23 protein-coding genes and 2 tRNA genes are annotated in these 25,300 nt (G+C 60.3%); 3 read left to right on the forward strand and 22 right to left on the reverse strand.

The genetic code is table 11. From position 1 onward, the window contains the following. The 16 genes from CWI66_RS14775 to rlmE all read right to left on the reverse strand — a co-directional run. Window positions 1-189, reverse strand: a 189-nt coding sequence (locus tag CWI66_RS14775) for a DUF6444 domain-containing protein (protein WP_232710767.1), incomplete at its 3' end; no start/stop codon positions are given. 191 nt (window positions 190-380) lie between these two features. Beyond that, window positions 381-2,543, reverse strand: a complete 2,163-nt coding sequence (gene pnp / locus CWI66_RS14780; protein ID WP_100732120.1) for a polyribonucleotide nucleotidyltransferase — start codon at window positions 2,541-2,543, stop codon at window positions 381-383. Between the two features lie 137 nt (window positions 2,544-2,680). Then, window positions 2,681-2,950, reverse strand: coding sequence for a 30S ribosomal protein S15 (gene rpsO / locus CWI66_RS14785; protein WP_016915928.1), 270 nt, complete (start codon window positions 2,948-2,950; stop codon window positions 2,681-2,683). Between the two features lie 118 nt (window positions 2,951-3,068). Beyond that, window positions 3,069-3,989 carry a tRNA pseudouridine(55) synthase TruB gene (gene truB / locus CWI66_RS14790; protein ID WP_016915927.1) on the reverse strand — a complete coding sequence of 307 codons (921 nt, stop codon included), beginning with the start codon at window positions 3,987-3,989 and terminating at the stop codon, window positions 3,069-3,071. Further along, entirely contained in the window at window positions 3,989-4,402 is a 414-nt protein-coding gene (rbfA, locus tag CWI66_RS14795; protein ID WP_016915926.1) for a 30S ribosome-binding factor RbfA, read from the reverse strand. Before rbfA ends, truB begins: the two co-directional genes overlap by 1 nt. 17 nt (window positions 4,403-4,419) lie before the next feature. Then, on the reverse strand, window positions 4,420-6,960 hold the full coding sequence (gene infB / locus CWI66_RS14800) for a translation initiation factor IF-2 (protein ID WP_081193554.1): 2,541 nt from the start codon (window positions 6,958-6,960) through the stop codon (window positions 4,420-4,422). 27 nt (window positions 6,961-6,987) lie between these two features. Next, entirely contained in the window at window positions 6,988-8,502 is a 1,515-nt protein-coding gene (gene nusA / locus CWI66_RS14805) for a transcription termination factor NusA (RefSeq protein ID WP_026001951.1), read from the reverse strand. A 68-nt stretch (window positions 8,503-8,570) separates the two neighbouring features. Then, window positions 8,571-9,032: a ribosome maturation factor RimP gene (gene rimP, locus CWI66_RS14810; protein ID WP_016915923.1), complete on the reverse strand. Its 462-nt coding sequence runs from the start codon at window positions 9,030-9,032 to the stop codon at window positions 8,571-8,573. Window positions 9,033-9,314: 282 nt separating this feature from the next. After that, a tRNA-Met gene (locus CWI66_RS14815) sits at window positions 9,315-9,391 on the reverse strand. Between the two features lie 123 nt (window positions 9,392-9,514). Beyond that, window positions 9,515-9,601, reverse strand: a tRNA-Leu gene (locus CWI66_RS14820). 30 nt (window positions 9,602-9,631) lie between these two features. Next, window positions 9,632-9,991, reverse strand: a complete 360-nt coding sequence (gene secG / locus CWI66_RS14825) for a preprotein translocase subunit SecG (protein ID WP_016915922.1) — start codon at window positions 9,989-9,991, stop codon at window positions 9,632-9,634. Window positions 9,992-9,995: 4 nt separating this feature from the next. Then, complete coding sequence (gene tpiA, locus CWI66_RS14830) at window positions 9,996-10,745, reverse strand: triose-phosphate isomerase (protein WP_016915921.1); 750 nt, start codon at window positions 10,743-10,745, stop codon at window positions 9,996-9,998. A 77-nt stretch (window positions 10,746-10,822) separates the two neighbouring features. Then, window positions 10,823-12,187 carry a phosphoglucosamine mutase gene (gene glmM, locus CWI66_RS14835; protein WP_100732121.1) on the reverse strand — a complete coding sequence of 455 codons (1,365 nt, stop codon included), beginning with the start codon at window positions 12,185-12,187 and terminating at the stop codon, window positions 10,823-10,825. A 1-nt stretch (window position 12,188) separates the two neighbouring features. Further along, on the reverse strand, window positions 12,189-13,100 hold the full coding sequence (folP, locus tag CWI66_RS14840) for a dihydropteroate synthase (protein WP_100732122.1): 912 nt from the start codon (window positions 13,098-13,100) through the stop codon (window positions 12,189-12,191). A gap of 101 nt (window positions 13,101-13,201) precedes the next feature. Further along, window positions 13,202-15,196 carry an ATP-dependent zinc metalloprotease FtsH gene (gene ftsH / locus CWI66_RS14845; RefSeq protein WP_100732123.1) on the reverse strand — a complete coding sequence of 665 codons (1,995 nt, stop codon included), beginning with the start codon at window positions 15,194-15,196 and terminating at the stop codon, window positions 13,202-13,204. Between the two features lie 213 nt (window positions 15,197-15,409). Continuing rightward, window positions 15,410-16,057: a 23S rRNA (uridine(2552)-2'-O)-methyltransferase RlmE gene (rlmE, locus tag CWI66_RS14850; protein WP_100732124.1), complete on the reverse strand. Its 648-nt coding sequence runs from the start codon at window positions 16,055-16,057 to the stop codon at window positions 15,410-15,412. 114 nt (window positions 16,058-16,171) lie between these two features. On the opposite strand from rlmE, the gene yhbY reads away from it, so the two are divergent. Further along, entirely contained in the window at window positions 16,172-16,498 is a 327-nt protein-coding gene (gene yhbY, locus CWI66_RS14855; protein ID WP_016915916.1) for a ribosome assembly RNA-binding protein YhbY, read from the forward strand. Between the two features lie 129 nt (window positions 16,499-16,627). Here the strand turns inward: yhbY and greA are convergent, their stop codons facing one another. From greA to CWI66_RS14885, 6 genes are all read right to left on the reverse strand, one after another. Beyond that, complete coding sequence (gene greA / locus CWI66_RS14860; RefSeq protein ID WP_016915915.1) at window positions 16,628-17,104, reverse strand: transcription elongation factor GreA; 477 nt, start codon at window positions 17,102-17,104, stop codon at window positions 16,628-16,630. Beyond that, entirely contained in the window at window positions 17,101-20,331 is a 3,231-nt protein-coding gene (carB, locus tag CWI66_RS14865) for a carbamoyl-phosphate synthase large subunit (RefSeq protein ID WP_100732125.1), read from the reverse strand. Before carB ends, greA begins: the two co-directional genes overlap by 4 nt. Window positions 20,332-20,406: 75 nt before the next feature. Further along, a complete protein-coding gene (gene carA, locus CWI66_RS14870; protein ID WP_026001950.1) occupies window positions 20,407-21,552 on the reverse strand; it encodes a glutamine-hydrolyzing carbamoyl-phosphate synthase small subunit in 1,146 nt (381 codons plus the stop codon). A gap of 387 nt (window positions 21,553-21,939) precedes the next feature. Beyond that, the gene (dapB, locus tag CWI66_RS14875) at window positions 21,940-22,746 is read right to left on the reverse strand and encodes a 4-hydroxy-tetrahydrodipicolinate reductase (RefSeq protein WP_100732126.1); all 807 of its coding nucleotides are present in this window, start codon (window positions 22,744-22,746) and stop codon (window positions 21,940-21,942) included. A 113-nt stretch (window positions 22,747-22,859) separates the two neighbouring features. Beyond that, window positions 22,860-23,141 (reverse strand): DUF2218 domain-containing protein, encoded by a 282-nt coding sequence (locus CWI66_RS14880; RefSeq protein WP_016915911.1) that lies wholly within the window; start codon window positions 23,139-23,141, stop codon window positions 22,860-22,862. Window positions 23,142-23,262: 121 nt separating this feature from the next. Further along, a complete protein-coding gene (locus tag CWI66_RS14885; RefSeq protein WP_100732127.1) occupies window positions 23,263-24,165 on the reverse strand; it encodes a DMT family transporter in 903 nt (300 codons plus the stop codon). Window positions 24,166-24,347: 182 nt separating this feature from the next. On the opposite strand from CWI66_RS14885, the gene CWI66_RS14890 reads away from it, so the two are divergent. Beyond that, on the forward strand, window positions 24,348-25,022 hold the full coding sequence (locus CWI66_RS14890) for a DNA sulfur modification protein DndB (RefSeq protein ID WP_100732128.1): 675 nt from the start codon (window positions 24,348-24,350) through the stop codon (window positions 25,020-25,022). Between the two features lie 89 nt (window positions 25,023-25,111). Further along, a partial coding sequence (locus tag CWI66_RS14895; RefSeq protein ID WP_232710767.1) for a DUF6444 domain-containing protein occupies window positions 25,112-25,300 on the forward strand: 189 nt, incomplete at its 3' end.

A 25,300-nucleotide genomic window follows, 5' to 3' on the forward strand; every position in this document is an offset into this window, starting at 1 on the left:
ATTGGGATCCTGGGACGGTGGCTTGCTGCTGTTGCGGCTACTGGTGGCCAGGCGATCGGCCATGAGCTTGACCAGCAGCATCAGCACATCGATGGCGGCACGCAGCGACGGCGAGACCGTCTGGTCTTCCTTGAGCTGCTGCCGGACCCGCTCCAGGGCCTCGTCGACGTTGATATCGCTGATGGTCATATCACCGCATAGATATGCCGAAGGATTAGGCACACTATACCAGAAAAATCAGGTGGTTGGCGATATCCCATCCGCAGCCACCTGAATAGTTACTATCAAAATACGTGGGGCTTCAAATATGCGGGGCTACCAAACGACACCGCCCCCACAGCCAGGGGCTGCAGGGGCGGTGGTCATACGCGGGTGGCCGATTAGCCTGCGATATCCGCCTCGGCAGCGGCAAACGCGGCCTTCTCTTCCTCGGTGATCTCTTTGATCGAGAGCTTCACGCGGTTGCGGTTGTCGATATCCAGCACCTTCACGACGACGTCGTCACCTTCGTTGAGGAAATCGCGCACGTTGTTGACGCGCTCGGCGACGATTTGCGAGATATGCACCAGGCCATCGGTACCCGGCATGATGTTCACGAAAGCACCGAAGTCGGCGATGCGCACGACCTTGCCCTGGTAGAGCTTGCCGATTTCCGCTTCTGCCGTGATGGCCAGTACGGTATCGATGGCCTTCTTGGCCGCGGCCTTGTCTTCGGCATAGATGCGCACGGTGCCGTCGTCATCGAGGTCGATGGACGCGCCGGTGTCTTCGCAAATCTTGCGGATGGTAGCGCCGCCCTTGCCGATGACGTCACGGATCTTGTCCGGATCGATCTTGATGGTGGCCATGGAAGGCGCATTCTCGGAGACGTCGGTACGGCTTTGGCTGATCACGGCGTTCATCTGCGCCAGGATACCGATACGCGCATCGTGAGCCTGCTGCAGCGCGGTTTCCATGATCTCTTCGTTGATGCCTTCGATCTTGATGTCCATCTGCAGGGCCGTAACACCCTCTTCAGAACCCGCTACCTTGAAGTCCATGTCGCCCAGATGGTCTTCGTCACCCAGGATGTCGGTCAGGACCGCGTAGCCGTCGTCGTCCTTGACGAGACCCATGGCAATACCCGCCACCGGGGCTTTCAGCGGAACGCCTGCGTCCATCAGCGCCAGCGAGGAGCCACAGACCGAGGCCATGGAGCTGGAACCATTGGATTCGGTGATTTCCGACACCACGCGGATGGTGTAGGGGAAATCTTCTTCGGAGGGCAGCATGGCCTGGACGCCACGACGAGCCAAACGGCCGTGACCGATTTCACGACGCTTCGGGCCACCCATGAAGCCTGCTTCACCCACCGAGTAGGGAGGGAAGTTGTAGTGCAGCATGAAGCGGTCTTTACGCTCGCCTTCCAGCGACTCGATCAGCTGCGAGTCGCGCAGCGTGCCCAGTGTCGCCACGGCGATGGCCTGGGTTTCACCACGGGTGAAGATGGCCGATCCGTGAGTCTTGGGCAGCACACCGACTTCGATGGCCAGCGGGCGCACGGTGACGTTGTCGCGGCCGTCGATGCGCGGCTCGCCCTTGACGACGCGAGAGCGCACCACGCGCTTCTCCAGCGCCGCAAAGGCCCCCTTGACGTCATCGGCACTGAACTTGCCTTCCGAGGAGTCACCTTCTTCAGCCACCAGCTGGGCCAAAGCAGCCTCTTTCAGCTCGGCCAGCGCATCCTGACGCGCCATCTTGTCGGTAATGCGGTACGCATCGCCCACTTTAGCTTCGAACGCGTCGGCCATGGCGGTTTTCAGCGCCACGTTTTCGGCGGGCGGCTGCCAGTCCCAGCGCGGCTTGCCTGCTTCAGCGGCCAGTTCCTTGATGGCGTTGACCGCCACCTGCATCTCCTGGTGGCCGAACAGTACGGCCCCCAGCATTTCGTCTTCCAGCAGTTCCTGAGCTTCCGACTCCACCATCAGCACGGCGTTTTCGGTACCGGCCACCACCATGTCCAGCTCGGAGGTGGTCAGCTCTTCGACGGTGGGGTTCAGGAAGTAGCCCTGCTCTTCGTTGAAGCCCACGCGCGCAGCGCCAATCGGGCCATTGAACGGAACGCCTGAGATGCTCAGCGCTGCCGAGGTGCCCAGCATGGCCGCAATATCCGGATCATGGTTGCGGTCAGTCGACAGAACGGTACAGATCACCTGCACTTCGTTCATGAAGCCCTTGGGGAACAGCGGGCGAATGGGGCGGTCGATCAGCCGTGACGTGAGGGTCTCTTTCTCGGTGGGGCGACCTTCACGCTTGAAGAAGCCGCCAGGAATCTTGCCGACCGCGTAGGTCTTTTCCTGGTAGTGCACCGAGAGCGGGAAGAAGGATTGGGCGGGATTGACGTCTTTCTTCGCCACCACCGTACACAGTACGACGGTCTCGTCCATGGTGACCATGACGGCACCAGTGGCTTGGCGAGCGATACGCCCAGTTTCGAGGGTGACGGTGCTACGACCGTATTGGAACGTTTTCTTGACCGGATTCACGGCGACTTCCTTTAACATTAATAGCTACTTGTCTTTTCGCTTGGGTCGTTTTGACTCGCCACCATTCTAGGCGTTGACGCGGCTGACGGCTACCTCAAACAAAAAAACGGGCAGCTCGCAAGGAGCTGCCCGTTTTGAATCGTTGCCGTGACTGCTTAGCGACGCAGACCCAGTTTCTGGATCAGAGACTGATAGCGCTCGAAATCCTTACGCTTCAGGTAGTCCAGCAGCTTACGACGCTGGTTTACCATGCGGATCAGACCACGACGAGAGTGGTGATCCTGCTTGTTGGTCTTGAAGTGGTCCTGCAGGCCATTGATGTTGGCGCTCAGCAGTGCAACCTGCACTTCAGGGGAACCGGTGTCGTTGTCGCCGCGGCCGTATTCGTTGACGATTTCGGCCTTTTTCTCAGCGGTTAATGCCATCTGTCTCTCCAGTAAGCAATATGCCTAAAAATGAATGGGTGAGACCACGCATATTTGCAGTCTCAAGCTACTATTTTCGCGCAAATCGCCGCATCCTTGCAACGTTTTCACGGCGAAATTACGAACGAGCGACCGTACTCAACAGTCGCTTGGGAGCCACTTCCTGCGGCCCTTTTACAACGCCAAGACCGATAAAGGTCTCGGCGTGATAAAGTCGTGCCAGCGCATCTGCTGCCAACTCGCCACTGGCCAGCTGCACCGACTGCCCGTGGGCCAGCCTGTCATAGGCAGCATCGTCCACGCTGAGCGATGGCAGATGATCCACCAGCACATCGACGGGCATCAGTTCCGCCTCGCGATGGGCCTGACTTGCCAGCGCTTCCAGCGCCTCCAGGGTCCACATGGCGTCGCCACCGAAGGGGCCGGTCTTGAGCCTGCGCAGTTGACTGATGTGGGCACCACACCCCAGCGCCAGGCCAATGTCTTCGGCCAGGGTTCGGATGTAGGTTCCCTTGCTGCAACTGACTTCCAGCTCGAAGGCATGACCCTCGAACGCCAGCAGGCGCGCATCATACACGCTAACCCGCCGTGCTGCACGTTCAACCTGCTTGCCCTCGCGCGCCAGCTCGTAGAGCTTCTTGCCCTGGTGCTTCAACGCCGAATACATGGGCGGCACCTGGTCGATCTCGCCACGAAAGCGGACCAGCACGGCCTCCACATCCTCGGCGGTGAGGCTTGGCACCTCACGCCGCTCGATGACGTTACCCTCGGCATCGCCGGTGTCGGTGATCACGCCCAGTTCGACCCGGGTGCGATACATCTTGTCGGCTTCCAGCAGGTGTGCGGAAAACTTGGTGGCTTCCCCCAGGCAAATGGGCAGCAAGCCCGTTGCCATGGGGTCCAGCGTGCCGGTATGCCCGGCTTTCTGCGCCTCGAACAGACGGCGCACACGCTGGAGTGCATGGTTGCTGGAAATGCCCTTGGGCTTGTCCAGCAGCACCACGCCATTCACCGGTAATCCGCGACGGCGACGAGCCATTAGCGCGTCTCCTCACCCTGGGCGTCGGTGTCGTCCTCGTCATCTGATTGGCGGGCACGGTCGGTAGAGACCGCCTCGTCGATCAGCGATGAGAGGTGCTGGCCACGCACCACGCTTTCATCGTAATGAAAACGCAGCTCGGGCACGTGGCGCAGCTTGATGCGCTTGGCAATCTGGCTTCTCAGAAACCCCGAGGCGCGCTTGAGCACCTGCAGGTTTTCCTTGATACGCTCGGGCTCCTGTTCACCCAGCAGGGTGACATAGATATCGGCGTAGCCCAGGTCACGGCTGACGGCAGCGCCGCTCACCGTGATCATGCCAAGACGCGGGTCTTTTACTTCCCGCTGGATCAGTACCGCCAGCTCCTTCTGGAGCTGGTCGGCTACCCGGTCGGTACGCTTGAATTCGCGCATGTTGACTCCTCGCTGCCTTACAGGCTGCGCTCGACCTTCACTTGGTCAAAGACTTCGATCTTGTCGCCGACCTGAACATCGTTGTAGTTCTTCACGCCGATGCCACACTCCATGCCGTTACGCACTTCCTGTACGTCGTCCTTGAAGCGGCGCAGCGATTCGAGTTCGCCTTCGTAGATGACCACGTTGTCACGCAGAACGCGGATACGCTTGCTGCGGGAAACCGTGCCTTCGACGACCATACAGCCAGCCACCGCACCGATCTTCGGCGCGCGGAAGACATCGCGTACTTCGGCCACGCCCACGATCTCTTCTTTCCACTCGGGGGCAAGCATACCGCTCATCGCCTGCTTGACCTCGTCGATCAGCTGGTAGATGACGCTGTAGTAGCGCAGATCCAGACCTTCACGCTCGATGATCTCACGGGCTGCGGCATCGGCACGTACGTTGAAGCCGACCACAATGGCTTCAGACGCCAGCGCCAGGTTGGCGTCGGTTCCGGTGATACCACCCACGCCGGAGGAGACCACCGCCACTTGCACTTCGTCGGTGGAGAGCTCTTCCAGAGCGCCCTTGATGGCTTCCAGTGACCCCTGAACGTCGGCTTTGAGGACGATGTTGACCTTGGCCACTTCGTCCTGGCCCATCTGGCTGAACATGTTCTCCAGCTTGGCTTTCTGCTGACGCGCCAGGCGCACTTCGCGGTATTTGCCTTGACGGAAGTTGGCCACTTCACGGGCTTTCTTCTCGTCGGCCACGACCATGAAGTCGTCACCGGCATCCGGCGTGCCGTCGAGACCCTGGATCTCGACCGGCATGGCGGGGCCAGCGGTATCGACCTGTTGACCCAGCTCATTGGTCAGCGCACGAACGCGACCGTAGTGCAGGCCTGCCAGCACGATATCGCCCTTCTTCAGCGTACCGTTCTGAACCAGCACGGTAGCCACCGGGCCACGGCCTTTGTCCAGGCGAGACTCGACGACGACACCTTTGCCAGGCGCCGACGGAACAGCCGTCAGCTCAAGCACTTCGGAGGCCAGCTGGATCGCTTCCAGCAGGTCTTCCATGCCTTCGCCGGTTTTGGCGGACACGTGAACAAACTGAGTGTCACCGCCCCACTCTTCGGAGATCACGCCGTGCTGTGACAGCTCGTTACGAATGCGGTCGAAGTCCGCGCCCGTTTTATCGATCTTGTTCACCGCCACGACCATGGGCACTTCAGCCGCTTTGGAGTGCTCGATCGCTTCAACAGTTTGCGGCATCACGCCATCGTCGGCAGCCACGACCAGGATGACCACGTCGGTGGCTTTGGCACCACGAGCACGCATGGCGGTAAACGCCGCGTGACCGGGGGTATCCAGGAAGGTGACACCGCCGTGGTTGTCTTCCACGTGGTAAGCACCGATGTGCTGGGTAATACCGCCCGCTTCGCCGGTGGCGACCTTGGCACGACGAATGTAGTCCAGCAGCGAGGTCTTACCGTGGTCAACGTGACCCATGACGGTCACCACGGGTGAGCGGGTGATCTCTTCACCTTCGTAGGAGATGCCTTCCAGCATTTCCGTTTCCAGCGCGTCATCCTTCACCAGCTTGACCTTGTGACCCATCTCTTCCACGACGATCGCCGCAGTATCCTGGTCGATGGTCTGGTTGATGGTCACCGCCGCGCCCATGGTGAACATGGCCTTGATGACTTCGTTGGCCTTGATCGACATCTTGTCGGCCAGCTCGGCAACGCTGATCGATTCAGGGATCGAGACTTCACGCACGATCGGCTGAGTCGGCTTCTGGAAGCCGTGCTTGCCGTTGCCGCTCTGGCTGGCGCCGCCACGACGACCACCACGGCGCTCGGCACGCTTGACCTTCTTGCCGCCACCGCCACGCTTGCGCTCTTCGCGATCACCGCGATCGTCGTCATCGTCGCGGCCTTTTTTCTTGGCAGCGGTTTTCTTGGGCGGTGCCGTGCGACGGTCGGTACGACCTTCCTTCGGCGGTGCAGGCGGCAGGTCTTCACCCGTCGGTGCATCGTCGATTTCCAGGTCAGGCACGGCGATGTCCGGCACTTCTGCCGCCTTGGCCTTGGCTTGCTCTTCCGCTGCTTTGCGTGCAGCGTCTTCAGCCGCCTTGGCTTTTGCGGCAACGGCTTTCTCTTCCGCCGCTTGGGCTTCCTGCGCTTTGCGCTCGGCTTCCGCTTCGGCCATGTCGCCTACCAGCTGGCGCGGGCCAGAGTGCTGGGGCTCGGCAGCCTTGGGCTTCTCTTCTTCACGCTTGACGTAGGTCTTCTTCTTGCGCACCTGAACTTCGATGGTTTTACCGCGCTCGCCGGTCTTGATGCGGCTACGGGTTTTACGCGTCAGGGTGATGCGGTTCTTGCTCGGCTCGTTGTCGCTGCCGCCGTGGCTCTTCTTCAGAAAGCTCAGCAGCGTCTGCTTGTCTTCTTCAGACACGGCGTCGCTTTCCGAGGCGTGCTGCAAACCGGCTTCTTTCATCTGTTCCAATAGGCGGGGCACATCGCGGCCCACCTTCACTGCAAAATCTTTAACTGTCATATCCGACATAGTGACCCTCCTCAGCCCGTGACCTGTTTACTGTGTGTTCGAATCCGATGTGTCGTCGGTTTCGAACCAGGGCGCACGGGCAGTCATGATCAGTGCCGCTGCGCGCGCTTCGTCCAACTCCTCGATATCGACCAGATCGTCGACAGACTGCTCGGCGAGATCTTCCATTGTGACAATGCCGCGGCTGGCGAGAATGAAGGCCAGGTGGCGCTCCATACCGTCCATTTCCAGCAGGTCATCCGCTGGTTGGGCACCGTCCAGCGCTTCTTCCGAGGCAATCGCCATCGTCAGCAGCTCGTCTTTTGCGCGTGCACGCAGCTCTTCCACCAGCTCTTCATCGAACTCTTCGATTTCGAGCATCTCTTCCAGCGGCACGTAGGCAACTTCTTCCAGGGTGGTGAACCCTTCTTCAACCAGCAGGCGGGCAACGTCTTCGTCCACTTCCAGGTGCTGAACGAACGTGTCCACCAGGCTATCGATCTCCTGCTCGCGCTTGGATTCCGCCTCGTCTTCGGTCATGACGTTGATACGCCAGCCGGTCAACTCGGACGCCAGGCGCACGTTCTGGCCGCTGCGACCAATGGCCTGGGCCAGGTTGTCCTGGGCGACCGCCACGTCCATCGCATGGGCGTCTTCGTCCACCAGAATAGACGCCACATCGGCAGGCGCCATGGCATTGATGACCAGTTGCGCCGGGTTGTCATCCCACAGCACGATATCGACGCGCTCGTTCTGCAGTTCGGAAGAGACCGCCTGCACCCGCGAACCACGCATACCCACACAAGCGCCCACCGGGTCGATACGGCGGTCGTTGGTTTTTACCGCGATCTTGGCCCGAGAGCCGGGGTCGCGAGCCGCCCCTTTGATTTCGATCAGCTGCTCGGCGATTTCCGGCACCTCGATCTTGAACAGCTCGATGATGAACTCCGGGCAGGTACGCGACAGCTGCAGCTGGGCACCACGGGCATCCGGGTCCACCTTGACCAGCAGCGCACGCACTCGCTCGTTCATGCGGTAGCGCTCGCCGTGAATCATCTCGTTGCGCGGCAGGAACGCTTCGGCGTTCTCGCCCAGGTCGATGATCAGGCCATCACGGGTGGTTTTCTTGACGATACCGGCCACCAGCTCGCCTTCACGGTCTGCGTATTGACGCACGACCTCGGCACGCTCGGCTTCGCGCACCTTTTGGACGATGACCTGCTTGGCAGTTTGTGCCGCAATGCGGCCAAACATGGCGTTTTCGATCTTCTGCTCGACCACATCGCCCAACGCCAGCGGCGGATCCCGCTGCTCGGCGATGCTCTGCTTGATTTCGTAGTCGGGCGTCTCGAACTCATCGTCTTCCACGACGGTCCAGTAGCGGAAGGTGTCGTAGTCGCCGGTTTTACGGTCGATACGCACCCGCACATTGGCTTCTTCCTGCTCGAAACGCTTGCGCGACGCGCTGGCCAGCGCGGCTTCTACCGCTTCGAAAATTACATCACGGGGGACGCCTTTTTCGTTGGAGATCGCGTCCACGACCATTAAGATTTCTTTACTCATGCGTATGCCTCGCCAGAAAACCTGTCCTTTTGTGCGCCGACCCGGCATCTACCGGAAGCCGCCACCCGTTATTCTTCGAACTGCGGGACAACGTGCGCAGCGTCAATGCTTTCAATGGGAAAGCAGTACTCCTCACCTTCCATTTGCAGCAGCACTTCATCCCCTTCGACCCCAGCCAGCAGCCCCTGGAACTTGCGCCGACCATCGAAAGCGAGGCGTAGCTTCAGCGCCACCTGATGGCCCTGGTAACGGATGAAATGGTCCAGAGAATAAAGGGGGCGTGCCATACCGGGTGACGAGACCTCCAGGCGATACTCGCCAGGAATCGGATCTTCCACATCCATCACGGCACTGACTTGACGGCTGATATCGGCGCAGTCTTCCACGCTGACGCCGCTCTCACGCTCGATATAAATGACCAGCCGCGAATGCTTGCCCTGGGAAACATGCTCGATGCCCCAAAGCTCGAAGCCCATGGCGGCAACGATGGGTTCGATCAGCGCATGAAGCGCAGCGTGTTTTGTGGCCACAGACAAAGCTCCTATAGCCGTTGCATCAGGCGCCTGGCCAGGAGTCTTGATAAAAGCCAGGAGGCTGATTGGCATTACCTGGGAATGTGTCTCTGGCTACTGAACAACGTCCGCGCGTGAGACACTCTTGGCTCGCAAAAAAGCTACTAACAAAAAGCCCCTTCACAGGAAGGGGCTTTTCGAAAGAAACCTGTAATACCATTTTAGCAACATGTTGCGATCTTTTCGCTGCCTCGAAGCACATTGCGAACTGCTTCACGGCACTACAAGCTGCTAAATAAATGGTAGCGGGGACCGGATTTGAACCGATGACCTTCGGGTTATGAGCCCGACGAGCTACCAGACTGCTCCACCCCGCATCAATCTAGGTCGACGATAATAGACACTTAAACTACTGACGTCAAGTGCTGTTTTCGTCTCAGGTGCCAACCCTGACTTTCTTTGGCAAATACTCTGGGAAGCTGGCGAGCCAGCGAAACAGATGGTGCCGAAGGCGGGACTTGAACCCGCACGACCATACGGTCACTACCCCCTCAAGATAGCGTGTCTACCAATTCCACCACTTCGGCATCAGGGGAGGCTAAAGAAAAGGCGGCTGATTACTCTCCGCTTTCCTCGAGCACTGGCGCGGTATTATCCATACTTGCAGGGCTGTCGTCAAGCGTAGGGATGCTACGCTGCTGCTCGATCAGGCGTGCGTCGGGAATCCCCGCTTCCGGTGCCTGGCCCGCCTGGGTGGCAAAGTACGCCAGCGCCATGGAGGTGACGAAGAAACCGGCTGCCAGCACACCCGTGGTGCGAGAAAGGAAGTTACCGCTACCCCGTGAGCCAAACACCGTTTGCGATGCGCCACCACCGAAGGCAGCCCCCGCTTCAGCGCCTTTACCCTGCTGAAGCAGGATGAGTACTACCAGGGCGACCGCAATCACCACATGAACCATAAGAATTGCAACTTGCATGGCGTTATCCTGCTGACTGACAAATGGCGTAGAAATCGTCGGTTTTAAGCGAGGCACCGCCCACCAAACCGCCGTCGATATCCGGCTGAGCAAGCAGCTCTGCCGCATTACTTGCATTCATGCTGCCGCCGTAAAGCAGCTTCAACTGCTCCGCCAGCGACGCATCGAATCCTGCCTGGTAGGCACGAATACCTGCCATGACTTCCTGAGCCTGCTCCGGCGAGGCCGTGCGCCCGGTACCAATGGCCCAAACAGGCTCGTAGGCAATCACCACCTGACGACGCTGCTCTGGTTCCAGTCGCGCCATGGCATAGCCCACCTGGCGCAGCACGACATCCATGGTCTGACCGGCGTCGCGCTCTTCAAGGGATTCACCAACACATAGAATCGGCGTCAAGCCGACATCCAGAGCGGCCACCAGGCGATTGAATACCTGCTCGTCGCTTTCACGGTAGAGCTGACGGCGCTCGGAGTGGCCCACCAGCACGTAGCCAACGCCAAACTCCTTGAGCATGCGGCCACTGACTTCACCGGTATGCGCCCCGGCGTGCTGAGGATTGAGCGTTTGCGCCCCCAGCTTCAGCGGCGTATCACCAAAGGCCTGACGCGCCATGTCCAGGTAAGGAAAGGGCGGAATAATCACCACCTCGACACCTTCCGGTAGCGTGGCGGAAGCAAACGTTTTACCAAACGACTCGATCAATGCCGCCGAACCGTTCATTTTCCAGTTACCGGCAATCAAGGGCGTGCGCATGGGTAATCCTCAATCCAGGTGGAGCGAAATGGTATAGGAGCCGCCTTGTCAAGACAACCGCTGTGACGCGTCCTGCGTTATTTGCTGGCGTCGTCACCGAGCAGCGCCTGGACCTCCTGAGCCAGCCGATTGGCCAGGCGGTCGACATCCAGATGGGCACGGCCTTCTACCATGACCCGAATCAGTGGCTCCGTCCCCGAGGCGCGCAGCAGCACGCGCCCCTGGTCGCCCAACTCGGTTTCCAGCGCCGCCACGGCTTCCTGCAAGGGTGGAGCTGCCATCACCTGGCGAGCATCGGAGCCGGCCGGTAGCCGCACGTTGACCAGCGACTGGGGGACTTTTTCGAGCCCCTTGAGCAGGGCAGGCAGCGGTTTCTGCTCGCGAACCATCAAGGCCAGCACCTGCAGCGCGGACACGATGCCGTCGCCGGTGCTCTGCACATGGCCACACACGATATGCCCCGAAGCCTCGCCCCCCAGCTCCCAGCCGTTGGCAGCCATCATCTCCATGACGAAGCGGTCGCCCACCTTGGCACGCTGGAAAGGAATACCCAGCCGCTCCAGCGCCATGGCCAGCCCAAAATTGCTCATCAGGGTGCCCACCACACCACCGTCCAGCAGGCCACGCTCGAAACGGTCACGGGCGATCAGGTAAAGGATGTCATCGCCATCCACTTCTCGGCCATCGGCATCCACCAGCAGCACACGGTCGCCGTCGCCATCGAAGGCGACGCCCAGATCGGCCCCTTGCTGAATGACCGCGGCACGTAGCGCAGCGGGATGGGTGGACCCCACCTGTTGGTTGATATTCAATCCGTCGGGAGACGCCCCAATCACGCTGACATCGGCCCCCAGCTCGCGGAATACGCTGGGGGCGATATGGTAAGTGGCCCCATGAGCGCAATCCAGCACCACTTTCAGGCCATGCAGGCTCAGCCTGTCCGGCAGCGTGGATTTACAGAACTCGATATAGCGGCCCGCCGCATCGTCGATACGCGTCGCCTTGCCCAGCTGCGCGGCCTCGGCCGTGGTCAGCGGCGCTTCCAGCATGGCTTCGATACGGTCTTCGATCTCATCGGGCAACTTCTTGCCTTCGGCAGAGAAAAACTTGATGCCGTTGTCATCGAAGGGGTTGTGCGAGGCCGAAATGACGATCCCGGCATCCGCGCGGAAGGTCCGCGTCAGGTAGGCAATACCGGGCGTGGGCATCGGCCCCAACAGCGCCACGTCCACCCCAGCAGCAGACAGCCCCGCCTCCAGCGCCGACTCGAACATATAGCCGGAAATACGCGTATCCTTACCGATCAACACCCGGGTGCGGCCTTTTTCGCGACGCAACACCTGCCCGGCGGCCCAGCCCAGCTTGAGCATGAAATCGGCCGTAATGGGCGCTTGCCCTACCGTGCCACGAATTCCGTCGGTGCCAAAATAACGACGCGTCATGTTACAGCTCCTTCTTCACGAGCGGCTCACAGCCTTCTTGCAGTACGGCCCAGGCCATATTCACGGCATCCACCGTGGGCCCAACGTCATGCACCCGAATCACCTTGGCTCCGCGCTCCACTGCCATGGCGGCTAGCGCCAGCCCTCCCGCCAGGCGCTCTTCCACAGGGCGGCCCAGCACTTTACCGATCATACTCTTACGCGACATACCCACCAGCAGCGGCAAGCCCAACTCATTCAGCGAGGCCATGTGCTTCAACAGCTGCAGGTTATGCTCGACGGTTTTGCCAAAGCCAAAACCGGGGTCCAGCAGCAGCCGATGACGACGCAGCCCCACTGCTTCGCAGGCAGCGATCCGCTCCGCCAGATAGGCCGCCACGGCCTGCTCCACCGGCACATCGTAGCCAGGCGAGTGCTGCATATCCTGCGGCTCACCCTGACGATGCATCAGGCATACCGGTAGGCCACTGCTGGCTGCCGCAGCCAGCGCGCCATCACGCTCCAGAGCGCGCACATCATTGATCATGCCCGCTCCCAGCGCGCTCACCTCACGCATGACCAGAGCGCTGCTGGTGTCCACCGACACCAGCGCATCCAGCTCACGCACCAGCGCCTCCACCACCGGGGCCACCCGATCCAGCTCCTGCTGCTCGGACACCGGCGTGGCACCTGGGCGGGTCGACTCTCCCCCCACATCGATCATCGCCGCTCCTTCCGCCAGCATGCGCTCGGCATGGCGCAGCGCATCATCGAGGGCCACATGCTGGCCACCGTCGGAAAACGAGTCCGGGGTGACGTTCAATATGCCCATCACCCGGGGAAACGAGAGATCGAGCGAATGGCGACCGCAGCGCAGATGAAAGGCATCTTCCGGGACGTGCGGAGCCAAGATAGGGTCAACGTTCGGGTTCATGTTGCCGCCTGAAATCAAAAAAAAATTCACTGTCATTGATCACAGGATAACAAAAAGGCGCCCCGCTGGGGCGCCTTTGCTGGCTGGTGTGATGGCTTGGCTCAAGACCCCGCCGAACCACCCAACGGGTCCGAAGGGCGACGACGCGGCTCGTCATCGTCTTCTTCGCTATCGCCTTCCGAGGAGGCTTCAGGCTCTTCTGGCTTCGCTTCCGGCTTGTCGCCACCTACCGGAGAGCCGCCACCCGACGAGTCGCCGTCACCCCAGCCTTCCGGCGGGCGGGGGTCACGCCCTTCCATGATGTCTTTCAGCTGATGCGCATCGATGGTCTCGTACTTCATCAGCGCTTCGGCCATGGCATCCAGCTTGTCGCGGTTGTCATGCAAAATCTGGCGAGCCTGTTCGTAGCACTCGTCGATGATCTTGCGCACTTCCTTATCGAGGCGCGTGGTGGTTTCGCCGGACCTCAGCTTGCCGCCACCCTGACCCGGGCCACCGAGGAACTGGTGAGACTCGTCCTCGTCGTACATGAGCGGACCCATTTCATCGGATAGGCCCCACTTGGCCACCATGTTATGGGCCAGCTCCGTGGCGCGCTTGATGTCGTTGGAAGCACCCGTGGTGACACCGTTGGGCCCAAGCGTCATCTCTTCGGCAATACGACCACCGAACAGCGAGCAGAGCTGGCTGATGATCTGCTGGCGCGACAGGCTGTAACGATCCTCTTCCGGCAGGAACATCGTCACACCCAGGGCGCGGCCACGGGGAATAATCGTGACCTTGTAGACCGGGTCGTGCTCGGGCATGACCAGACCAATGATCGCGTGACCTGCCTCGTGGTAAGCGGTATTGAGCTTCTCTTTATCGGACATGACCATGGATTTGCGCTCGGCGCCCATCATGATCTTGTCCTTGGCCAGCTCAAGCTCTTCCATGCCTACCAAGCGCTTGTTACGACGCGCCGCAAACAGGGCTGCCTCGTTCACCAGGTTGGCCAGATCGGCACCGGAGAAGCCAGGCGTACCACGGGCAATCAGTTGCGGCTTCACGTCATCGGCCAGCGGCACCTTGCGCAGGTGAACACCCAGAATATGCTCACGGCCACGGATATCCGGCAAGCCCACGGTTACCTGGCGGTCGAAGCGGCCCGGGCGCAGCAGCGCGGGGTCGAGTACGTCCGGACGGTTGGTGGCCGCAATCACGATGATGCCTTCGTTGGCTTCGAAACCGTCCATTTCGACCAGCAGCTGGTTCAGCGTCTGCTCGCGCTCATCGTTACCGCCGCCCATGCCAGTGCCGCGCGAGCGACCTACGGCATCGATTTCGTCGATGAAGATGATGCAGGGCGCCTGCTTCTTGGCCTGCTCGAACATATCGCGCACGCGGGACGCACCCACGCCCACGAACATCTCGACGAAGTCGGAACCCGAGATGGAGAAGAACGGTACCTTGGCCTCACCGGCAATGGACTTGGCCAGCAGCGTCTTACCGGTACCGGGAGGACCGACCATCAGCACGCCACGGGGAATGGTGCCCCCCAGACGCTGGAATTTGGTGGGGTCGCGCAGGAAGTCGACCAGCTCTTCCACCTCTTCCTTGGCCTCGTCACAGCCCGCCACGTCAGCAAAGGTGGTCTTGATCTGGTCTTGCGAGAGCAGCTTGGCCTTCGACTTGCCGAAGCTCATCGGGCCACCCTTGCCGCCACCGGCACCGCCTTGCATCTGGCGCATGAAGAACATGAAGATCGCCAGGATCAGCAGGATCGGGAAACTGGCAATCAGCAGCCGCGTCCAGATGCTTTGCTGCTCCGGCGCCTTGCCGACCACCGTGACATTGTTGCTCAGCAGGTCGTCGATCAGCTTGGGATCTTCTGCGGCAGGGCGGATGGTCTGAAACTGCGAACCATCGGTCCGCTCACCGGTGATGGTATACCCATCGATGGTGACGCTGCGGATCTGCTGATTTTGCACCTGCTGCACAAACTGGGAGTAGTTGGTGGTTTGCGGCGCGCTTTCCGTACTGAAATTGTTGAACACTGTCAGCAGAACGGCCGCGATGACCAACCACAGAATCAGGTTCTTCGCCATATCGTTCAAGGGGCTACCCTCATTACAAGAATCCGTCAGTTAACCGTTAGTACTCAGACCTTACACTAGAGTTTAACGTTCAACCATTGCCAAAGCGCATAACGCCCTGGGCCATCTGTGTCACGCTCGTCCAATGTGCATAATGTGACACACCTTACGCCTGCCTGTCTGGCAATCGTGGTGATAAATCGTCGCTATTGTGGCCATGCACGCGGTCACTTGCTAACCGCGAAAGCCTTCGGCCAGAAAATAGACTTCTCGTGAACGGGCCCGTGAAGCATCCGGCTTACGGGTCACGACGCGCTGAAAGCTGCCGCGCAGCTCCTTCAAATAGGTGTCGAAGCCCTCCCCCTGAAACACTTTGACCAGAAAACGCCCCTTGGGCGAGAGCGTTTCACGCGCCAGCTCCAGAGCAAGCTCGACAAGGTACATGGCCTGTGGCTGGTCGATGGCGGCCATACCACTCATATTGGGGGCCATGTCGGACATAACAAGGTCTACCGGTCGATTTCCCAACCGCTCGAGAATCGCATTGAGTACACGCTCTTCGGTAAAGTCGCCCTGAATGAAGTCGACCCCTGCCAGGGCGTCCATCTCCAGAATGTCGGAGGCGATCACGACACCTTCCGGGCCAACCTTCTCGGCGGCGACCTGACTCCATCCGCCAGGCGCTGCACCCAGGTCGATCACCGTCATGCCATTGCGAAACAGCTTGTCCTTCTCATCCAGCTCCAGCAGCTTGTAGCTTGCCCGGGAGCGATAGCCATCCTGCCAGCTCTGTTTCACGTACTGGTCGTCGAAATGTTCTTTCTTCCAGTTGTTGCTGGTTTTGCTCACTGAATGTTTACGGCTTGGAGGCTTTTGCTGCATAGGGGCATCTGACGCTGGAATAAGAGATGGGCGCATTGACGGGATTGCTTTCACTTGACGGCATTTCACCGTAAGATGGAACGTTAAGCGCTAACCGGGATACCGCAAGATACCATGAGCTTGTCACAGGCACAAAAGAAAGCATTTCGTAGCATTGGCCACCATTTGAACCCCGTGGTCACCGTTTCTGAGAACGGCGTCTCCGAAAACCTGCTCGCAGAACTCAGCCGCGCGCTCAACGACCACGAGCTGATCAAAGTGAAGCTCGCCCTGCCCGAGCGGGATGATCGCGCCGCGATGATCAACGAGCTGCTGGCTGACAGCAAGGCCGAGCTGGTGCAAACCATCGGCAAGATGGCGCTGCTGTACCGTCGCAACCCCAAGGCCAACCCCAAGCTATCCAACGTGACCCGCTTCGAGAACCACCACGGGCGGCACTGACGCAGGACCGTTTGGCTGAGCGGACGCTTGGCTGAGCGGATCTGGCGCCCATCATCAAACAGCGCCAGACGAAAAGGCCCGATGCAGGAAACTGCACCGGGCCTTTTTCATGGCGCTAGCGGAACGTGATCAAAGGTGCTCGACGCTCTCGATTTCGTACTCCACGTCGCCACCGGGGGTTTTCACCACCACCACGTCGCCCTCTTCCTTGCCAATCAGCGCGCGGGCAATGGGCGATGTCACGGAAATGCGCCCGGCCTTGATGTCCGCTTCGTCTTCACCCACGATGCGGTACGTCACGCTGGCGTCGCTGTCCAGGTTCAGCAGTGACACGGTGACGCCAAAGATCACCTTGCCGGTTTTCGGCAGCCTGGTGACGTCGATCACCTGGGCACCGGAGAGTTTGCTCTCGATTTCCTGAATACGGCCTTCGATGAAGCCTTGCTGTTCGCGCGCAGCGTGGTACTCGGCGTTCTCCTTGAGGTCGCCGTGCTCACGCGCTTCGGCGATGGCGGCAATCACCTGAGGGCGAGCTTCGCTCTTCAGATGGTTGAGCTCATCGCGAAGGCTCTTCTCTCCCGCAACCGTCATCGGGACCTTGTTCATTGCGTTGCTCCTGCGTGCAGATCCTGAAGGCGCCGCACCGTAATCTCCCTACCGTACTCCACCGCCATGCAAACAGCATTAGCGCCCGCCAAGGTAGTCGCATAGGGCACCTTGCGCGCGAGAGCAGTACGGCGAATGATCGAAGAGTCGTTGATTGCCTGACGACCTTCGGTGGTATTCACGATGTAGGCGATTTCGTCGTTCTTCAGCAGATCGACGATATGGGGACGGCCTTCATTGACTTTGTTGACGTGCTCCACGGGCAGCCCGGCGGCTTCGAGGGCCGCAGCGGTACCGCGTGTTGCACATAGCGTGAAGCCCAATGTTAGCAGAGAACGGGCCACTTCGATAATCCCCTGTTTGTCCGGCTCGCGCACCGACAGGAATGCCTTGCGGTCGCCTTCCAGCGCCGGAATCGCCTCACCCGCGCCCAGCTGCGCCTTGAAGAAGGCTTCGGCGAAGGTATCGCCGGAGCCCATGACTTCACCGGTGGACTTCATTTCCGGCGAGAGGATCGGGTCCACGCCCTGGAACTTGTTGAACGGGAAAACGGCCTCCTTGACGCTATAGAAGTGCGGCACGATTTCACGCTCGAAGCCCTGTTCCACCAGAGTCTTGCCGGCCATGCAGCGGGCGGCAATCTGCGCCAGCGAGGTGCCGATGCACTTGGAAACGAAAGGCACGGTACGCGAAGCACGCGGGTTGACCTCGATCACGTAGATCTCGCCATCCTGCCAGGCCAGCTGTACGTTCATCAGGCCTTTCACGCCCAGCTCGACGGCCATTTTCTTGACCTGTGCGCGCATCTCGTCCTGCACGTCGGTGGGCAGCGAGTAGGGTGGCAGCGCACAGGCAGAGTCGCCAGAGTGAACGCCTGCCTGCTCGACGTGCTGCATGATGCCGCCGATGACCACCTGATGACCATCGGAGACCGCGTCGATGTCCACTTCCACTGCCGCGCTGAGGAAGTGATCCAGCAGTACCGGCGAGTCGTTGGAGACCTTGACCGCGTTGGTCATGTAGTTTTCGAGCTCGGAGGCGTCGTAGACGATCTCCATGGCACGGCCACCCAGTACATAGCTGGGACGCACGACCAGCGGGTAGCCGATCTTCTCGGCCCTGGTGAAGGCTTCTTCGAAGCTGCGGGCCGTGGCGTTGGGCGGCTGCTTCAGGCCGAGCTTGTCGATCATCACCTGGAAGCGCTCGCGGTCTTCGGCGCGGTCGATGGCATCCGGCGTGGTACCGATGATCGGCACGCCTGCCGCTTCCAGCTCACGAGCCAGCTTCAGCGGCGTCTGGCCGCCGAACTGGACGATGACGCCCACCGGCTTCTCCTTGTCGGCGATTTCCAGCACGTCTTCCAGCGTCACCGGCTCGAAGTAGAGGCGGTCGGAGGTGTCGTAGTCGGTGGAGACGGTTTCCGGGTTGCAGTTGACCATGATGGTTTCATAGCCGTCGTCGCGCATGGCGAAGGCGGCGTGCACGCAGCAGTAGTCGAACTCGATACCCTGTCCGATACGGTTCGGGCCACCGCCCAGCACCATGATCTTCTGGCGATCCGACACGTCCGCCTCGCACTCCTCTTCATAGGTGGAGTACATGTAGGCGGTATCGGAGGCAAACTCGGCGGCACAGGTGTCGACGCGCTTGTAGACAGGACGAATCCCTGCTGCCTGACGCGTCTTGCGGAACTCCTTCTCGGAGACGCCCAGCAGCTTCGCCAGCCGCGCATCGGAGAAGCCCTTGCGCTTGAGCTGGAACAGCTCACGCGCCGAGAACTCTGCCAGGGCGCGCTTGGACACGGCGGCTTCGGTGAGAATCAGGTCTTCCATTTGCACCAGGAACCAGCGGTCGATGTTGGTCAGCGCAAAGATCTCATCCACGCTCATGCCCGCACGCATGGCGTCGGCGACGAAGAAGATGCGCTCGGCACCCGCTGCCTGCAGCTCGCCCTTGATCTGGGCCATGGCTTCGTCGGTGAACTCGGTGATGATCGGATCGAGGCCGTCGTTGCCGGTTTCCATGCCGCGCAGCGCTTTTTGCAGCGACTCCTGGAAGGTACGGCCAATGGCCATCACCTCGCCCACCGACTTCATCTGGGTGGTCAGGCGGTCGTTGGCCTGGGGGAACTTCTCGAAGGTGAAACGCGGAATCTTGGTGACCACGTAATCGATGGAGGGCTCGAACGAGGCCGGGGTCTGGCCGCCGGTGATGTCGTTCTGCAGCTCGTCCAGGGTGTAGCCCACCGCCAGCTTGGCAGCGATCTTGGCAATCGGGAAACCGGTGGCCTTGGACGCCAGCGCCGAGGAGCGCGACACCCGCGGGTTCATCTCGATCACCACCATGCGACCGGTTTTCGGGTCCATACCGAACTGCACGTTCGAACCCCCGGTTTCCACGCCGATCTCGCGCAGCACGGCCAGAGAGGCGTCGCGCATGATCTGGTACTCTTTATCGGTCAGCGTCTGGGCAGGCGCGACGGTAATCGAGTCGCCGGTGTGTACGCCCATGGGGTCGAAGTTTTCGATGGCGCAGACGATGATGCAGTTGTCGTTGCGGTCACGCACCACTTCCATCTCGTACTCTTTCCAGCCCAGCAGAGACTCGTCGATGAGCAGCTCGTGGTTGTTGGAAAGCTCGAACCCACGGGTACAGATCTCTTCGAACTCTTCCTTGTTGTACGCCACGCCGCCGCCGGAGCCGCCCATGGTGTAGGAAGGACGAATGATGGTCGGGAAGCCCAGCTCCGCCTGAATTTCCCAGGCCTCGTCCATGGTGTGCGCCACTTTGGCCTTGGGGCACTCCAGGCCGATGTTCTTCATCGCCTTGTCGAACAGGTCGCGGTCTTCGGCCTTGTTGATGGCATCGGCGTTGGCACCGATCATCTCGACGCCGTACTTGGCCAGCACGCCGTGCTTGTCGAGGTCCAGCGCGCAGTTCAGCGCCGTCTGGCCGCCCATGGTGGGCAGAATCACATCCGGGCGCTCGGCTTCGATGATCTTCTCTACCGCCTGCCAGGTGATCGGCTCGATGTAGGTGGCATCGGCCATGGCCGGGTCGGTCATGATGGTGGCCGGGTTGGAGTTCACCAGAATGACCCGGTAGCCCTCCTCGCGCAGCGCTTTACAAGCCTGGGCGCCGGAGTAGTCGAATTCGCAGGCCTGGCCGATGACGATCGGACCAGCGCCAATGATGAGAATGCTGTTGATATCGGTACGCTTAGGCATAACGGTTCCCGCAAAAAGTGGTGACGATGAGCATCGAGGCGACGTAACTGGGCAATGAGCGGCAGCGCGGCTGACTTAGCGGCGCGCCTGCATCATCGCGATGAAGCGATCGAACAGCGGCGCTACATCGCGCGGGCCGGGACTGGCTTCCGGGTGCCCCTGGAAGCTGAAGGCCGGGCGGTCGGTGCGCTCGATTCCCTGCAAGGTGCCGTCGAACAGCGAACGGTGCGTGGCGCGCACGTTGCTGGGCAGGGAGGCTTCATCGGCGGCAAAGCCATGGTTCTGGCTGGTGATCATCACCGTGCCGGTGTCCAGGTCTTGAACCGGGTGGTTGGCGCCGTGGTGGCCGTGGCCCATCTTGACGGTTTTCGCGCCAGAGGCCAGCGCCAGCAGCTGGTGGCCCAGGCAGATACCAAACACCGGGGTGTCGGTTTCCAGCACTTCCTGGATCGCCTTGATGGCATAATCGCAGGGCTCGGGGTCGCCGGGGCCGTTGGCCAGGAAGACGCCGTCCGGGTTCATGGCCAGCACGTCTGCTGCAGGGGTTTGCGCAGGCACCACCGTCAAGCGGCAGCCACGAGCCGCCAGCATGCGCAGGATGTTGAATTTCACGCCGTAATCGAAGGCCACCACATGGTAGGGGCGCTCACCCTGGCTGGCATCCGCGTAACCTTCGCCCAGAGTCCACTCGCCTTCCGACCACTCATAGGCCTCCTTGCAGGAGACTTCTTTCGCCAGGTCCATGCCCTTCAGGCCCGGAAACGCCTTCGCCGCCGCCAGCGCACGCTCGACGGCATCATCACCTTCGGCCTCGGCACCTGCCAGAATCGCCCCGTTCTGGGCGCCCTTGTCACGCAGAATGCGCGTCAGGCGGCGTGTGTCGATATCGGCAATGCCCAGCACGTTCTGGCTGACCAGATAATCGGAAAGGCTCTGTTCGGAACGGAAGCTGCTGGCCAGCAGGGGGAGATCGCGAATCACCAGGCCCGCCGCCGCAATGGACGCGGACTCGATATCTTCGGAATTGATGCCGGTATTGCCGATATGCGGGTAGGTCAGGGTGACGATCTGGCGGGTATAAGAGGGGTCGGTGAGAATTTCCTGATAGCCGGTCATGGCTGTATTGAACACCACCTCACCGCTTGTGATTCCCTCCGCGCCGATGGCCGTTCCATGAAACACACTGCCATCTTCCAGGGCCAATATCGCGGGTTTGCTCAATGCGGGGTTATTCAAAACACGTTCTCCCATGCTGGTGGGAGCCTGTGGGCGCAGGCTCGGCGATCCGGTTACGGCGTTTGCGTACAAACGTCGGGTCGTAAAAAAGCGGGACGAAGCCGACAATAAAAAAATCGGTTTCATCCCGCTTGTTGTTCTCTTTCCGTGGCCTTCATAACGGTGTTGGCCATGGCGCAGCATGACGCTGACTACTTTTCCCACTTGACGACCAGTGCAACAAGCGCGGTGCTCTTTCGACAGCTTGGTGCTTGACTGTCGATATGGTGCTGCTTTTTGCAGCCACTGGGCCAAAATTTTTGGAATGTTACAGCATTTAGCGCCCCAGGGCCAGCGTTTTATGCCGACCCTGGTCTAACAAAAGCCCACGGCTCAGCTCAGCGCCAGCACGTCCTGCATGTCATAACGGCCATGCGGCTGAGCGGCCACCCAGCGCGCCGCCCGCACGGCCCCTTTGGCGAAGGTCATGCGGCTGGACGCCTTGTGGGTGATTTCGATGCGCTCGCCTTCGGTGGCGAACATCACCGTGTGCTCACCGACGATATCGCCTGCCCGCACGGTAGCAAAACCGATCTCTTTATCGGTACGCGGGCCGCACTGCCCAACCCGCTCAAACACGCCGTGCTCTTTCAAGGTACGGCCCAAACTTTCGGCCACCACTTCACCCATTTTAATAGCCGTACCGGAAGGCGCATCGACTTTATGGCGGTGGTGGGACTCAATCACCTCAATATCGTAGCCTTCATCACCCAGCGCCTTGGCCGCCGTTTCCAGTAGTTTGAGCGTCAGATTCACGCCCACGCTCATGTTGGGAGCAAACACCATGGCCACCTTATCGCGGTAGCTATCTAGCTCGGCCAGCTCTTCATCGTTCATACCGGTGGTGCCGATCACGATGCGCTTGCCGTGCTCGGCGCAGAATGCCAGATTCGCCAAGGTGACTTGGGGCGCAGTGAAGTCGATCAGCACGTCGAAGTCATCCACGATGGCGTCGAGCGAATCCACGGCGGCCACACCACGCTTACCCACACCTGCCAGCTCGCCGATATCCGCCCCCGCCAGCGAACTGCCCGGCTCGACGATTCCCCCGGCCAACTGGGCACCGGCATCCTGTTCTATGGCGTTGACTAAGGTGCGGCCCATGCGGCCAGCTACGCCCACAATGGCAATTCGGGTCATGGAAACTCCTGTGCGTGTGCCGTTCGGCATCAGCGAGAAACAAAAAAGGTGGCCGCGATTATAGCAGACCACCTGACGGGATGCGGTGCTGACGGAAGCACGGCGGATGGCGCTCAGTTCTCCCAGACGATCTCCAGCGGCTCATCTTTCGCCATGCGCACCAGATGGCTTTCCACCACGCCTTCCAGCTGGTCCAGATGCTCTTCTTCGAGGGTTTCGATGGAGACCACCAGGCGCTCAGGCTCCGCGTGCATCAGGCAGGTGCCGCTGGCAAACACGATCCTGGCATGCTGCTCGCCCTGCTCCACCTCCAGCTTGTGGGCCCAGTGCTTGCACAACCGGTTGATCAATCGTGCCCCAGACGGGGTGGCAATCTCGGCGCGAGATAACGGCATACGTTCTACTCCTGTTCGATGACGGCTCAGCTCCCAAGCCTAAAGCCCGCCCTGCCAACCGCCAAGTGACCAATGAGAATTTACTGCAACGATACGTTCGCTTTCCTGCAAGCGCTGCCGCCTAACGCTGCCGACGCTTCGCCCCCCGGCGCCCCTCCAGCGTGGCCAACCCCACGCCGCCCAGCAAAAAGGGCAAGGCCATCAGGAAACCGCTGGACACGGGCAGCCCGAACAGCCACGCATCGGCCAGCACCGGCCAGGCCAGCGCGATGTATTCGAACGGGGCCAGCCGCGACACTTCGGCGTAACGCAGCGCCAGCGTCATGGCGATATGCGCCGCGCCGCCGAACAAACCAGAAAGCACCAGCAGCCCGAACTGCCGTGCGTCCAGCGCCGCCCAGCCCAGCGGCAGAGTCAGCAGCCCGGCCAGCGCCGAGACCACGATAAAATAGAACGCGATGGACGCCGCCGTTTCCGTGCGGGAAATACGCCGTACCGTGAGCAGAGCCCCCGCCGTCAGCAGCGCGCTCAGCGCCCCCAGCCCATACCCCAACAGCGAACCCTGCCCACTACTCCCCAGCAGCAGGGGCACTACCAGCACGCCCACCCCGCACAGCGCCAGACCAAACGCCCCGGCACGATAGAACGAAAAGCGCTCCCCCAGCAGCAGCACGCCCCCCAGTGCCATGAAGACCGGCGTCAATTGCGCCAGCAGCGTGGTTTCCGCCACCGGCAGCAGCGCCACCGTGGCAAACGAAGCAAACATGGCCGCCGCCCCCAGCCCTGAGCGCAGCGCGTGCCCCAACGGCCGCCGCGTCGCCAGCCCGCGCGGAAACTCATGGCGCAGCACCAGAAACACCACGATGGGCAGCAACGCAAACAGCGAGCGAAAAAACACCGACTGCCCCACGGGCACCGCATCACTGACGGCCTTGATGCACACCAGCATGCCGGTGAACAGCACCCCCGACAGCACCCGCAACACGATCCCCAAACCAGGGCGATCCATGGCCTCCGTGGTCATCCGGCTACATTCCTTTTTCGTTAGGCTGGCAGGTTATGCCACCATGCGCACGCCCCGCCAAATACTGTATATAAAGCCAATAAAAAGCGTTATTCTGCTTTTTGCCCTGCACCCAGAACGTTCACAGGAAAGCTAAATTACGGTAAAATAGACGTACCTTTACGCTTAAATTAACGGCCATTATGCAACAGCCCGTAGCAACAGCAGTCAGCACACATGACTTCCCAGCCCTTCGTGGCATGCAGGGGGGGCGGGCATGCTACACCATCATGTGTCCTCTGCGGCTAATACCCCGGCTGTTCCATTATGATGACAGCGGCTTACCTGCTGAAGACCGAGCGCAGAGGGCCATCAACCCTAGCCGCATTCCAGAAATTACAGATTATCTGGTTCAAAATACTGATAACTACATTTTGCCTGCTATCACAGCCTCGCTGGATCAGGAAGCTGAATTTGAACCTATGAACGACAACAGTACCATTGTGTCGCTAGTAGGCACTCTGCGCATCCCTCGGGCTGCACGCTTGCTCATCAATGATGGCCAGCACCGTAGAGCTGCTATAGAGCGCGCTATCACTAAAAAGCGTGAATTAGGCCATGACAGCATTCCAGTACTTTTGTTTATCGATGAAGGTCTGAAGCGTAGCCAACAGATGTTTGCCGACCTAAACAGGCATGCAATACGACCAAGCCCATCCCTGAATACATTCTTTGATCAGCGAGATGAAGCATCAATTCTGGCACGGTGCGTCATGCAGGAGGTAGGTTGCTTCAAACTACTGACAGAAGTAGAAAAAAGCTCTCTGCCGCTCAAATCTCAGAAGCTATTCACGTTGAGCGCGATTAAAAATGCGTAACTATTCAGGTGGTTGCGGATAGCCTGTCGACAACCACCTGATTTTTCTGGCATAGTGTGCCTAATCCTTCGGCATATCTATGCGGTGACATGACCATCAGCGATATCAACGTCGACGAGGCCCTGGAGCGGGTCCGACAGCAGCTCAAGGAAGACCAGACGGTCTCTCCGTCGCTGCGTGCGGCCATCGATGTGCTGATGTTGCTGGTCAAGCTCATGGCCGATCGCCTGGCCACCAGTAGCCGCAACAGCAGCAAGCCACCGTCCCAGGATCCCAAT

This window comes from Halomonas sp. 141, from assembly GCF_002810305.1.
Lineage (GTDB): Bacteria > Pseudomonadota > Gammaproteobacteria > Pseudomonadales > Halomonadaceae > Vreelandella > Vreelandella stevensii.

Bases quoted from the DNA above. Each gene is read 5' to 3' on its own strand.
- nusA (WP_026001951.1), bottom strand. From the start codon at position 8,502: ATGAGTAAAGAAATCTTAATGGTCGTGGACGCGATCTCCAACGAAAAA.
- CWI66_RS14880 (WP_016915911.1), bottom strand. From the start codon at position 23,141: ATGCCGTTATCTCGCGCCGAGATTGCCACCCCGTCTGGGGCACGATTG.
- CWI66_RS14885 (WP_100732127.1), bottom strand. From the start codon at position 24,165: ATGACCACGGAGGCCATGGATCGCCCTGGTTTGGGGATCGTGTTGCGG.
- rlmE (WP_100732124.1), bottom strand. From the start codon at position 16,057: ATGCAGCAAAAGCCTCCAAGCCGTAAACATTCAGTGAGCAAAACCAGC.
- folP (WP_100732122.1), bottom strand. From the start codon at position 13,100: ATGAACCCGAACGTTGACCCTATCTTGGCTCCGCACGTCCCGGAAGAT.
- tpiA (WP_016915921.1), bottom strand. From the start codon at position 10,745: ATGCGCACGCCCTTGATTGCCGGTAACTGGAAAATGAACGGTTCGGCG.
- carB (WP_100732125.1), bottom strand. From the start codon at position 20,331: ATGCCTAAGCGTACCGATATCAACAGCATTCTCATCATTGGCGCTGGT.
- truB (WP_016915927.1), bottom strand. From the start codon at position 3,989: ATGGCTCGTCGCCGTCGCGGATTACCGGTGAATGGCGTGGTGCTGCTG.
- dapB (WP_100732126.1), bottom strand. From the start codon at position 22,746: ATGACCCGAATTGCCATTGTGGGCGTAGCTGGCCGCATGGGCCGCACC.
- yhbY (WP_016915916.1), top strand. From the start codon at position 16,172: ATGAGCTTGTCACAGGCACAAAAGAAAGCATTTCGTAGCATTGGCCAC.
- glmM (WP_100732121.1), bottom strand. From the start codon at position 12,187: ATGACGCGTCGTTATTTTGGCACCGACGGAATTCGTGGCACGGTAGGG.
- CWI66_RS14890 (WP_100732128.1), top strand. From the start codon at position 24,348: ATGCAACAGCCCGTAGCAACAGCAGTCAGCACACATGACTTCCCAGCC.
- infB (WP_081193554.1), bottom strand. From the start codon at position 6,960: ATGTCGGATATGACAGTTAAAGATTTTGCAGTGAAGGTGGGCCGCGAT.
- greA (WP_016915915.1), bottom strand. From the start codon at position 17,104: ATGAACAAGGTCCCGATGACGGTTGCGGGAGAGAAGAGCCTTCGCGAT.
- rbfA (WP_016915926.1), bottom strand. From the start codon at position 4,402: ATGCGCGAATTCAAGCGTACCGACCGGGTAGCCGACCAGCTCCAGAAG.
- rpsO (WP_016915928.1), bottom strand. From the start codon at position 2,950: ATGGCATTAACCGCTGAGAAAAAGGCCGAAATCGTCAACGAATACGGC.
- pnp (WP_100732120.1), bottom strand. From the start codon at position 2,543: ATGTTAAAGGAAGTCGCCGTGAATCCGGTCAAGAAAACGTTCCAATAC.
- secG (WP_016915922.1), bottom strand. From the start codon at position 9,991: ATGCAAGTTGCAATTCTTATGGTTCATGTGGTGATTGCGGTCGCCCTG.